Annotated in this window: 11 protein-coding genes; all 11 read right to left on the reverse strand. The window is 39.3% G+C overall.

Going from position 1 to position 12834, the window contains the following annotated elements; translation table 11 throughout:
- Nucleotides 1-63: 63 nt before the first annotated feature.
- A complete protein-coding gene (locus EO122_RS02790) occupies nt 64-3627 on the reverse strand; it encodes an autotransporter outer membrane beta-barrel domain-containing protein (protein WP_127009279.1) in 3564 nt (1187 codons plus the stop codon).
- A gap of 262 nt (nt 3628-3889) precedes the next feature.
- A complete protein-coding gene (locus EO122_RS02795; RefSeq protein WP_127009280.1) occupies nt 3890-5626 on the reverse strand; it encodes a proline--tRNA ligase in 1737 nt (578 codons plus the stop codon).
- Nucleotides 5627-5645: 19 nt separating this feature from the next.
- The gene (gene ispG / locus EO122_RS02800; protein WP_127009281.1) at nt 5646-6722 is read right to left on the reverse strand and encodes a flavodoxin-dependent (E)-4-hydroxy-3-methylbut-2-enyl-diphosphate synthase; all 1077 of its coding nucleotides are present in this window, start codon (nt 6720-6722) and stop codon (nt 5646-5648) included.
- Nucleotides 6723-6731: 9 nt separating this feature from the next.
- Nucleotides 6732-7751, reverse strand: coding sequence for an RIP metalloprotease RseP (rseP, locus tag EO122_RS02805; RefSeq protein ID WP_127009282.1), 1020 nt, complete (start codon nt 7749-7751; stop codon nt 6732-6734).
- Nucleotides 7745-8905 carry a 1-deoxy-D-xylulose-5-phosphate reductoisomerase gene (locus tag EO122_RS02810; RefSeq protein ID WP_127009283.1) on the reverse strand — a complete coding sequence of 387 codons (1161 nt, stop codon included), beginning with the start codon at nt 8903-8905 and terminating at the stop codon, nt 7745-7747. Before EO122_RS02810 ends, rseP begins: the two co-directional genes overlap by 7 nt.
- 24 nt (nt 8906-8929) lie before the next feature.
- Nucleotides 8930-9748, reverse strand: coding sequence for a phosphatidate cytidylyltransferase (locus EO122_RS02815; protein WP_127009284.1), 819 nt, complete (start codon nt 9746-9748; stop codon nt 8930-8932).
- Between the two features lies 1 nt (nt 9749).
- Nucleotides 9750-10517 (reverse strand): isoprenyl transferase, encoded by a 768-nt coding sequence (locus EO122_RS02820; protein WP_126938345.1) that lies wholly within the window; start codon nt 10515-10517, stop codon nt 9750-9752.
- On the reverse strand, nt 10489-10761 hold the full coding sequence (locus EO122_RS02825) for a hypothetical protein (RefSeq protein ID WP_127009285.1): 273 nt from the start codon (nt 10759-10761) through the stop codon (nt 10489-10491). Before EO122_RS02825 ends, EO122_RS02820 begins: the two co-directional genes overlap by 29 nt.
- Nucleotides 10761-11321 (reverse strand): ribosome recycling factor, encoded by a 561-nt coding sequence (frr, locus tag EO122_RS02830; RefSeq protein WP_127009286.1) that lies wholly within the window; start codon nt 11319-11321, stop codon nt 10761-10763. Before frr ends, EO122_RS02825 begins: the two co-directional genes overlap by 1 nt.
- Nucleotides 11322-11333: 12 nt before the next feature.
- On the reverse strand, nt 11334-12053 hold the full coding sequence (gene pyrH, locus EO122_RS02835; protein WP_126938348.1) for a UMP kinase: 720 nt from the start codon (nt 12051-12053) through the stop codon (nt 11334-11336).
- Between the two features lie 76 nt (nt 12054-12129).
- Nucleotides 12130-12813, reverse strand: coding sequence for a translation elongation factor Ts (gene tsf, locus EO122_RS02840; protein ID WP_126938349.1), 684 nt, complete (start codon nt 12811-12813; stop codon nt 12130-12132).
- Nucleotides 12814-12834: the final 21 nt, after the last annotated feature.

Below are 12834 nucleotides of genomic sequence, written 5' to 3' on the forward strand. Positions count from 1 at the left end.
ATTTTTATTTCTTTTTTATGTTCGTAAGTGTTCGTATAGTTTAGGTGATTTTGCCAATTCAAACTAGAATATATGACGTACTCCGACTTTAACTTGCCAGTTTTGTTGTACTCGATCACGTGTGGATCGTTGCGCTTCAACATACACCTGTTCTGTCTTAGCTCGATTCATATAGGAGAATCCTAAGCCGTAAGTGAACCAATGACCTTTGTAAGAAAGCTGCTGTGTACTGCTTTCATTAAATGTAATGGTTCTATTACCGAGGAATTCTTTTTCATACATCACTTTCACATATGGATTCCAGGCAGTGCCAGATGCCTTATCCACACCTGCCCGTACTCCGATGCGACCGACTAGACTATGCATAGATCCTAATTGACTATGTAATCCATTGGATATATCCATGCTATATCCTTTGCTAGCTTCGTACGTAAGTTGTGCCTCTGGTTGTATAAATAGACCTTCACCATCTTTGCCAGATCTGTACATCCGTTTTCCCAGTTCCACAGATGCAAGGAAAGAGTTTGCATGCATAGTGGTTGATCGTAAGGCTTCGTTAGAATAGTTAACCAAGTAGAACTCACCACGAGAACGTCTCACTTTACCCACTACATCAACATACACATTGGTATCCTTGTACAATCTCGTGGAATAGAAACCAAGCTCAGTGCCTGATACCTGTGCATGTCCTTGGTATTCAGTAAGTGTTCCTTTCGACTGCATCATGCCTACAGTAAATCCACTGTAGTGAATCCATGTATCTCTCGGATGTATCCAATTGTAACCACCTTTGAGTCCCCAGTATCGTTGTTGATAACCACCACGTTCGGAAGATGTAAACTTGCCATTCGTATAGTTAGCCCATACCGTATTAGAGCGTTCCACATCTTTATGAAGATGAATTTCACCTAAGCGTTGTACCAATGTTTCCGTATTGCCTAAGTGTAAATTATATATTAGGCTATCAAATTGAATGGTCGAGTCTGCCCCTGGTGTCAATTTCCTCTTACCATCGTCCTCATAAGGGAATAGATACCAGTTATTTACATTTGCATCATTAATAGAAACAACTTTCGAATCCGTAGGTCTGCCCAGTGTATATAGGTAGGCCCCTTTTTCAATAACCGCTTTTGGAAGACTAGGCTTTTTATCATCTGTAGGAACCGCTACATGATTATCTTCATTAAGTAATGAGAATACCGCCTTATGATCCTCTACCTTGCCTAGACTTTCTACTAATTTCAACACTTCTGTGCCCGTCGATTTAGAATTTGCCATATTTTGGAAATGAATGCCATGTTCCCCTTCACTACTGGACTTAATGGTGAGTTTGTCAGTATCACCTGACCCCACATTGCCAGCCATATGGAGTACACCACCCGTTCCTGCTAAGGTATCTACAGTTAAATTGAGAGGTACCTCTGTATCACCAAATCGGACTTCTCCCGCATTAGATAGGTCCAATCGATTGATGTTGGAGTTATCAGTCATTTCCCAATAATTGCCACCATCTACGTTCACATGTATGTTACCAGTACCATTGTTGTCCGCTTTGCCAATGAGATAGGAGTCCTTCGTTAATAAATTGACATCAACTGTCCCACCATTGTTAGCAAATATATTACCGACTATGGTTGTCGTATCCTTACCGGACACAGTAATACTCGTATGTTTACCACCTGCAGCTAAGGCAGGATCTGTTGGATTACTATCAATGTTTAACTTTTTATTGAACGTTATGGTATTCGCGTTCGTATCACCGTCTGCCTCAGTTTTCGCCAGTACACCTACTTTCGTGTTTCCGTTACCACGCATCACAATCGATACATCCCCATTGAAAGTAGTATTCGTGATATTATTTGCATCTTTATGTATTTGCGAGATACCAGTTCCGGAACCTTCTGTATCTACTTTAATTGATAACGATGAATCTGCATCGGAGGTTATGGTTGTACCTGCGCCCGAATTCGCTTTATCTTTCTCAATGCGTATGCCATATCCATTGGCTAATGCCTCAGTGACAATGCTGTTCTTTCCTTTCCAATGAATGGAGTTACTTCCAGCACCAGCGTTTCTAGCGCTCATCAGATTCATTCCATAGGCGTAAGCCCCTTTTGTAGTGATATTCGTAGTATCTAAGGTTACTGTATTAGTTCCCTGATTCTCATCGCGCATATCAATACTTCTAGCCACAAAGTTAGAGGCAGTATTCACATCACTATGAGTGAGCTTCAATGTATTTTCACCATTTACAGCGCTCATTTTTACCCCATATACCCATGGTTTTCCAGCAGACGTAGAATCTGTAGTGACAGTTGTATTCTGTAGATCTACCAAGTTTTTACTACGTTTTTTATCGGAATTGGCTGCATCTGTTGTATCACTCATGCTAGAGTTTACGTCAATGCCATAGACTGCATCTTTACCAGTAGTATAAATGTTGTTCTTTGCACCGGAAAGGGTGATTCGATTTTCTCCGTGAGAATCAGCATTGATATACATACCCCATACAGTGCGACCAGTGCTCTTTGTAATGAAATCCGTATTAGCCTTCAAATTAAACTCGGAAAAACCATGATTGGAGGTAGCCGAATTGAACTGTAAAGTATAATTCGTATTATTCACGGATTCATTCGTGATGGTAGATACGAAATTCTTACCTTCTTTTGATGATACATGAAAACCACCATTAATATTCACATTCGACAAAAAGCGCATTTCTGTATCCGTATTGCCTGAGATATGACTTGTCACATTTCCATCAAAGGTAAGGCTAGATCCGCCTGTTTCTGCATCGATAGTATCCTTAGTGGAGACAGTGCGATACCGATTTTCTCCTCTATTTTCAGAACGAAACGCTGCAATCTCCAAATTATTTGTGGTTGACTCTGTATGCATGGTCAGCTCATCATGAAAATGCACGAGAGATTCCCCCCCTTGATTCGTTTGTAGAAAGAAATTATTTACGCGTTTTTCATAGGATTGTAAATTTCCTGGATTAATCGTTTGTGCGCGGGTATCCATAGTCACTTTCTTTAAAAAGTTCACAGTAGATACTGGCTTCGTCACTTCACTCGAACCTTGTCCGACTACTGTTACCACATTGAACATAGGATAAAAGTTTCCATGATATGTTTTATGGGTTATAACATTGAAATTTGTATTCGCATCAAAATTAAGAATCGTTTCTGACCGATCAACCAGCTTACTGTTTGAGTTATACACGTGTACCCCATTTTGCCAATCTATGGATGTACCATCATCAACATGAATGAAATGAATCGTCCCATCCGATGCTATTGTCGTTTCCGTAGTGGGTTTCGTCCGAATGTCATTGGGATACGTCATATTTCGATTCGTAATAATTTCATTAACTGTATCGCCGTTCTTTATATACTTAGTTTTCGTCCCTAAGATAGTTCCATCAGCATACTTATACTCATACTTAATGTTTGTAGCACTATTTTCAGTAATGGTGCCCCCATTCTTAGCTAAAGTCTCATCGAGGGAAATCGTATCTACCGTTTTCCAATCATTTCGAGTTACCGTGTCTACAGTAAAGCCTTCCCCTCTAGCTAATAAAGGAACTGCCGCCAATACTAGTAATGCTAAATGTTTATGTTTCACACGTATTCTCCTCTCTTTTTTGAATCTATGTGTCCAACCTAGGTTAAAGTTATCTTCATTCTACTCCTTTTTTATGACTTTATCTAGTTAAAATGTACACTTTTCATGTTATATGACTAAATAGTATACGTATACTTTCGCTTTTGAGTATATTGGTTTCTATAAATACACATTCTTTCCTCTTTTACCTATGACAAAACGACTCATCAAGGTATCCTCGATGAGTCGTTCTCTCTAATTCTATGTAGTTCAATGTGTGCAATTAAATGCTATATCCATCTTTCAACAGACGAAGTAATTCTTGTACAGAGGTAGTTACCTCATCAATTTTCACCGTGCTTGTAGAACCATCTTTACGAACACGTAATTCAACTTCACCAGATTCGATGGTATTTTTGCTCACTGTGATGCGTACAGGGTAACCGATAAGGTCGGCATCTTTAAATTTAACACCTGCACGATCTTTACGATCATCCAATAAGACATCAACGCCAGCTTGTTTCATCTCTTTATACAAACGTTCGCTCACTTCCATTAAGGCCTCATCTTTCGCATTAATTGGAACGATAACAACCTCGAATGGAGCAATCGCTACTGGCCAGATGATACCATTTTCATCATAGCTTTGTTCAATAGCAGCCGCCAATGTACGGCCTACACCGATACCATAACAACCCATTTGGAATGGCGTTGGGCGACCACCTTGGTTCAATACTGTGGCATTCATAGATTCGGAGTACTTCGTACCCAATTTGAACACTTGACCTACCTCGATACCTTTGTCGATGCGAAGTTGACCACCGCATTTAGGGCATGGATCATCAAGAGTAATCAAGCGGATTGGTGCCACGATTATGTCATCTACATTGAAATCACGCTTAGGGTTGATATTGATATAATGAGCATCTGCTGTATTAGCACCGCCACATACATTATGTAAATTCATCACTGTTTCATCCACTACAATGGCGAACTCTTCTGATTGGGAAAGACCTACAGGGCTAATGAACCCAGCTGTTAATCCTACACGAGCTAAGTCTTCTGGGGTTGCCATTTCTGGCTCAATGCCACCTTCTACAGCACGTTGTACAGCAATTTCATTCACTTCATGGTCACCGCGAACGATGGCAAGAATCACTTTACCTTCAATGTTGTAGACTACTGCTTTAATTGTTTTTTTCAATGGCAATTGCAACATATCCGCTACCGCTTGAATTGATTTAGCATCTGGTGTAGATACTGTTTCCAATTCTTTAACTTCTTCTGCATTCACTTCTAATGCTTTTGGTTGGCCAATTTCAATATTCGCCGCATAATCACATTTCGTACAGTGGATCACATCTGCCTCACCAGATTCCGCCAAAGCCATGAACTCAAAGCTGCCAGAACCGCCAATAGCACCATTATCTGCTTCTACAGGTTTACACGTTAATCCACAACGTTTGAAAATGTTCGTATATGCTTCATACATATCCCAGAAAGATTTGCTCATACCTTCTTCATCGATATCAAAGGAGTAGGCATCCTTCATAATAAATTCACGGCTACGCATCAATCCATAGCGTGGACGGCGTTCATCTCGATATTTATTTTGAATTTGATATAAACTCAAAGGTAATTGGCGATAGGAATTCACTTCTCCACGCACTAGATTAGTTACCATTTCTTCATGAGTTGGTCCTAGACAATATTCACGGCCATGACGATCAGAAATACGCATCATTTCAGCACCATACGCAGCCCAACGACCAGATTCTTCCCATAATTCACTAGGTTGAAGAATTGGCATCATGATTTCTTGGCTGTTAATAGCTGCCATTTCCTCACGGATGATTTCATTAATTTTATGAATACTGCGCCATGCTAATGGTAAATAGGTATATAAACCACCAGCTACTTTACGAACAAAGCCAGCGCGCAACATTAATTGTTGACTAATTACATCAGCATCGGATGGCATTTCACGTAATGTTGGTGCATATAAGCGACTTGCTAACATAACATACTCCTTTATATTTCTACTTTTCTTCTAACGTTAAAAGATATTGATCGATTTCAGCAAACAAGGTATCTACTAATTCTTGTTCAGGTACAGTTTTTAGTACTTTTCCTTTTCGGAAAATGATACCTTGTCCATTCCCACCAGCAATACCAAAATCTGCTTCTCGTGCCTCTCCTGGACCGTTAACGACACAACCCATAACAGCCACACGGATTGGTGCTTTGATAGATTTCAATCGCTCTTCCACAATATCTGCCATATTAAATAGGTTCACTTGGCATCGTCCACAAGTAGGACAAGATATCATCATAGCACCAAAGGTACGAAGTTCCAAAGAGCTTAAAATAGTTTTGGCTACTTCTACCTCATGGATCGGATCTCCAGTTAGAGATACACGGATTGTATCACCAATACCATCTGCTAACAGCGTTCCAATACCAATAGAAGACTTAATAGTACCTTGTTTAATAGTCCCTGCTTCTGTGACACCTAAATGCAATGGATATGGTATTTTACTAGATAGTTTACGATACGCCTCAATCATTAAAGGCACATCTGTAGCTTTAATGGAAACTTTCATTTGATCGTACTCTAAAGATTCCAGAATGCGAATGTGTTCCAAAGCGGTCTCTACCATACCATCAGCTGTAGGATGCCCTCCGTGAGCCTCTAATACATGTTGTGGTAAGGACCCCGCATTGACACCAATTCTGATAGGAATCAATTTAGGTTTAGCTTTTTCTACGACTTTTACCACATTATCGATACTACCTATATTACCTGGGTTTATGCGAAGCCCATCAATCCCACTGTCAATAGCTTGTAACGCTAAGCGATAGTCAAAATGGATATCTGCAATCAAAGGGATCATAGCGCGCTCTTTAATATCTTTAATAGCTTTGGCTGCCGCCATATCAGGAACGGCTAGACGAACTAATTCACATCCTGCTGTAGCAAGTCGATTAATTTCTTCAATAGATTGCTCTACTTTTACAGGGTTCGTGGTAATCATAGATTGAATGCTGACTGGTGCATGATTTCCAATATGTACGGTACCCACTTGAATGCCTTTTGTTGGTTTACGTTCTATCATAGTATACCTCTAAAATAATCGTAGAATATCTTGGAATGTAGAATATACAAACACTAATAATAATAACCCTACACCAGTCATTTGGATGTATTGTAACGCTTTTTCTGGCAACTTACGACCCGTAATACCTTCTAGGATTAACAATACTAAATGTCCACCATCCAATACTGGAATTGGCAATAGATTGATAACACCTAGATTTAAACTTAGTAAAGCCGTAAATAAGAGCAAACTAATAAAACCATGTTGAGCCACTTGACCAGCCATTTGTGCAACCCCGATTGGACCCGCAACATCACCTTTACTATGACCTGTTACAATATTCCATAATCCTTGTAACATTTCCATAATGGTAGACCCTGTATGTGTCACAGCATATACGGCGGATTCACCTATACCGTACTGTTTTACATCCATTACTGGATTAATACCAATCACAGCTCTATCTCCAGATTCACGAGGAATCACTGTAGTAGAAATGATTTCACCTTTTCTATCAAGTGTAACAGATACTACATGATTACTATGACCTTGCAAAGACTGGCTTATATCTTTCCACTCTTGAATAGACTGTCCATTAATAGTTAAAATTTTATCACCTTGTTGGATACCAGCCTCTGCCGCTGGGTTTCCAGCAAAAGTATCGCCAATCACTGGCTCATGCGACGGCACTGTTGTTCCATGAAAAGCAAAGATACAAAAATAGATAACAATAGCTAACAAAAAATTAAATGTAGCACCAGCAGCAATAACTATGAATCGTTGCCATACCGGTTTGTTATTAAATCCTCGTTCTCCCACATCTTCAGATGGATCCATACCTGCAATTTTATTGAATCCACCTAGAGGTAACAGGCGGATCGAATACAATGTCTCGCCTTTTTGTTTTTGAATTACATTGGGACCAATACCGATGGCAAATTCATCTACACGCATGCCACAGGCTTTGGCTGTTAGAAAGTGTCCTAATTCATGAATCATAACAATAACACCGAATACGAAGACAGCTCCTAATATAGTAATTAACATGCACTTCTCCTTTGTATTTCTTTCGTAGCTTCTAATCTAGCCCATGCATCCATAGAGAGTACATCTTCAATCGATGTAGGTACACTATTATTCATACGACTAAGAACAGTAGAAACTATCTCATATATATGTCCATAGGTAATCTTTCCATCCAGCAATGCATACACAGCCATTTCATTAGCTGCATTGAATACAGCTGGTGCATAACCGCCTTCTTTCCCTACTGTGAAAGCCAATCGAAGAGCTGGAAAATCATCCCAACGAGGTGCCATAAACTGGAGGTCCAATCCCTTGGTAAACTCTAAATGTTCCATTTGTAATGGATACCGTTTTGGGTAGGTCATTGCGTATTGAATCGGTTCTCGCATATCTGGATTCCCTAATTGTGCCAATATAGCTCCATCTTTCATTTGAATCATAGAATGCACAATACTTTGTGGATGTACCACGACATCAATACGATCATAATCGAAGTTAAATAACCAATGCGCTTCAATGACTTCTAACCCTTTATTAAATAGAGTGGCAGAATCAATCGTAATCTTACTTCCCATATTCCAAGTTGGATGAGCTAAACAATCCTTGGCTGTGGCTCCATAGAGATCTTCCGATTTCCAATTACGTAAAGCGCCACCTGAGGCTGTGACAATTAATTTCTCAACATTATTTCTATCTTGTCCTTCTAAACATTGAAAAATCGCACTATGCTCACTATCAATAGGTAGTATAGAAACACCGTATTGTTCGGCTGCTTCTGTAATTAAAGAGCCACAAGCTACTAACGTTTCTTTATTGGCAAGTCCAATTGTCTTCTTTGCTCGAATCGCAGCCATTGTGGGTTCAATACCTGCTGCCCCTACAACGGCAGTCACTACCATCGTTGCTTCTGGCAAAGTAGCGGCTATAGACAAAGCTTCTTTACCACTGACAATTTCTGTAGCTCCTTTATAGCGTTCTTTCAATATAGCATAGGCTTGTTCATCTACAACACCAGCTATAGTCGGCTGAAACTCTGCAATTTGCTTTTCCAATAAATCAATATTGCGATGCGTGACTAAAGCAACTACTTTAAATTGATCTGGATGTTGACGAACTACATCTAAGGTTTGTGTTCCAATAGAACCCGTAGAGCCCAAGATACTAATCGCTTTCATATAAGCCTCCCTAAGAGCTAATCATTACAGCATAAGAATATATGCCAATACTAATGGTGTCGCAAATAATACACTGTCGAATCGGTCCAATACACCACCATGACCTGGCAAGACACTGCCAGAATCTTTTTTATTGGCCAATCGTTTCAACTTAGATTCAAATAAGTCGCCTAGTGGAGCCATAATACCTACAATAATACCGATACCAGTACCTATTGTGGTAGGTAATCCTAGACATATAGATCCAATCCATCCTGTAAGAACACAGCCGATAAATCCGCCGATAAATCCTTCTAAGGTTTTATTAGGACTAATATCCGGCACTATACGTCTAGAGCCCCATTTCTTGCCTACAAAATATGCAAATGTATCACTCGCCCATATAGATAATAAAAGCAACCAAATAACAGACTCTCCAAATGAAGACTGTCCTGCATAATATGTAGTATTCTTATATATTTGAGTATCACGAATCGCCATCAATGCCACGAAACCACTGGTCACATAGAGAATTCCACTCACCGTAGCACATATAGATTGTATACTTACTTTAGAATTACCAAATGTATAGAAAACTCCCAAACCTAATATAATTCCAATGGCAAAGAATAATGCCAGTGCATATTGGCCAAATAGTAATGATCCGCACACTAAAACTACATATATGAGCCCCCATATAGGTAAGACTTTAACTTTCATATGTCTACACAAAGACCCAAATTCTACCCAACCTATGAATGCCAAAATAGACATCATCAAATTGAAGATAAACCCTCCATATGAAATGGCTATTGCCAATACTACAATACCTATCAAGGCTGTTATAAGGCGAGTTTTTAACATATTATTTCTCCTCTTTTAAACCACCAAATCTACGCTCCCTTTGTTGGTATGCATAGATAGCTTCTTCCAACACTGCCGGGGTAAAGTCTGGCCAATGTAATGGGGTAAACCAAAATTCCGCATATGCCAACTGCCATAATAGAAAATTACTAATGCGTGCATCATTGCTTGGCCGAATTAATAGGTCTACACGATCAAATTCTTGTGTATCTAAATAAGAAGAAATCAATACTTCATTAATATCATCTTCACTGAGTTTACCTTTAGCAATATCCTGAGTGATACGCTTCATCGCTCTTGTGAGCTCATCTCTTCCCCCATAGTTAATAGCTAGTTGCAAGGTAATCCCTTTATTATTTGCAGTTAATGCTTCTGATTCATGAATGATGTCTTGCAATTCAGAAGAAAGCTTTGAAATATCCCCAATAAATCGAATTCTAACTCCTTCGGCATGCATTCTCTTAACATTAGATAGTAAATATTCTTTTATAAGTGCCATTAATAGGCTAACTTCTTCTTCTGGTCGCTTCCAGTTTTCAGTAGAAAACCCATATACCGTTAAGGCTTTTACCCCAAAGCCTTGTGCAGCTTTTACTATATCCTTAAGGACTTCAGCTCCTGCTCGATGGCCCATACTGCGCGGCATACCACGTCGTTTTGCCCAACGCCCATTTCCATCCATAATAATGGCAATATGATTAGGAATATTTGTAGGATCGATAGTCTGGGGCTCTTTATGTTTAGTTTTCTTCCATAAGTTTTTTAGCATACTGTACCTCATTCGACTGCACCACATACGACTTTGCCACATGACTGGCTACCATAGGATGAAAGAGAACAATCTCCCATATACCATCCAATACTATGACTCGGCCTACATAACATTCTTCGGAAGAAACGGAAAAGAATCGATTATAGTTCTTTTCTATTTTTGTAGTAAAAGGGATAGAGGCAGCCTGCAAAAGAGACTGTGCAAGCTGCCATGGAAATCCCAAAATTGATGTATGTTCCATTATACAGACATAACATCCTTTTCTTTTGTATCACGAAGTTCATCAATTACTTTGATTTTTTTATCAGTCAATTTTTGAACTTGCTCTTGTCCATCTTTTGACACGTCTTCAGTAATTGTTTTCGCTTTTTCTTCTTTTTTAATTGCATCATTAGCATCACGACGAATATTGCGGATTGCAACTTTTGCATCTTCTGCTTTTTTGCTTACTACTTTTACTAATTCTTTACGACGCTCTTCCGTTAATTGTGGAATTGCTAAGCGAATAGAATCACCATCGTTATTAGGGTTTAATCCTAAATCAGATGTCAAAATTGCTTTTTCAATTGCACCAATCATAGTTTTATCCCATGGTGCAATTAAAATCATACGTGGATCTGGAGCAGACACATTAGCAACTTGATTAACAGGAGTAGGAGCTCCGTAATAATCTACCATCACAGAATCCAACAAGGATGTGTGAGCACGACCTGTACGTATATTAGCAAATTCATGCTTTAAAGCTTCAATTGTTTTATCCATACGCGCTTCTTCGCGAGTAATAATCTCTTTAATTTCCATTAGTATCACCTTTTATTTTACGATAGTACCGATAGCTTCTCCTTTAGCAGCACGTGTAATATTGCCAGGAATATCCATACTAAACACAACGATTGGAATATTATTATCTTTACATAACGTAGTAGACGTAGAATCCATGACTTTCAACTCTTTACTAATCACATCCATATACGTTAATTCATCAAATTTCACTGCATTAGGGTTTGTTTTTGGATCAGAGTCATATACACCATCAGCAAATTTTTTCGCCATTAAAATTGCATCAGCTTCAATTTCTGCAGCCCGTAAAGCGGCTGTTGTATCTGTAGAGAAATACGGATTGCCTGTACCTGCAGCAAAGATCACAATACGACCTTTTTCTAAATGACGAATAGCACGACGACGAATATATGGTTCAGCTACTTCTTGCATTTCAATCGCAGTTTGAACGCGTGTCGCTACACCTGCATTTTCAAGAGCGTCTTGTAATGCAATTGCATTCATTACTGTGGCAATCATCCCCATATAATCTGCAGAAGCTCGGTCCATACCTTTAGCACTGCCAGATAGGCCACGCCAAATATTACCACCACCTACAACGATTGCAATTTCAATACCACTTTCTTTGGACAGTTCTGCAATTTCTTGTGCCAATGGTTCTACTACTTGTGGATTGATACCAAACCCTTGATCTCCTGCTAAAGCTTCACCACTTAGTTTTAATACGATACGTTTGAATTTACGTTCACTCATGACCTTCTCCTTATGACGCTTCTAACAAATAATTCAAAAATAAGAGAACACTCGCGGTGTTCTCTTATCTCCGTACTTATTTACCTACAGTAGCCATAACTTCTGCAACGAAATCGTCTTGTTTCTTTTCGATACCTTCGCCTAAAGCATAGCGAACATAACGACGTACGTTAATGTTTTCACCGATTTTAGCGATTGCTTCATTAATCATAGCTTGTACAGTTTTTTCACCGTCTTTAATGAAAACTTGTTCTAATAGGCAGTTTTCTTTATAGAATTTTTCAACGCGACCAGCCACCATTTTTTCAAGAACTGCTTCTGGTTTTGGTTTACGGCCAGCTTTTACATCTTCTTCAGCTTCTACTTTAGCTTGTTCCATCAATACTGTTTTTTCGTGTTCGATTACGTCAGCTGGAACGTCTTCACGTTTTAAGTATGTTGGATTAGCAGCTGCGATTTGCATAGCAACATCTTTGCAAAGAGCTTGGAAGTCATCAGTTTTAGCAACGAAGTCTGTTTCACAGTTAACTTCTACTAATACACCGATACGTCCGCCGCCATGAATGTAAGATGCAACAACACCTTCTGCCGCAATACGACCAGCTTTCTTAGCTGCCGCTGCTAAACCTTTTTCACGAAGGAAGTCTACTGCTTTTTGGATATCGCCATCAACTTCTACCAATGCTTTTTTTGCATCCATCATACCTGCGCCAGTCATGTCGCGTAATTCTTTTACTAAAGCTGCTGTAATTTGAGCCATGATTTTTCCTCCTACAGATAA

Origin of the sequence: Veillonella sp. CHU110 (assembly GCF_003992255.1) — a bacterium.
GTDB lineage: Bacteria > Bacillota > Negativicutes > Veillonellales > Veillonellaceae > F0422.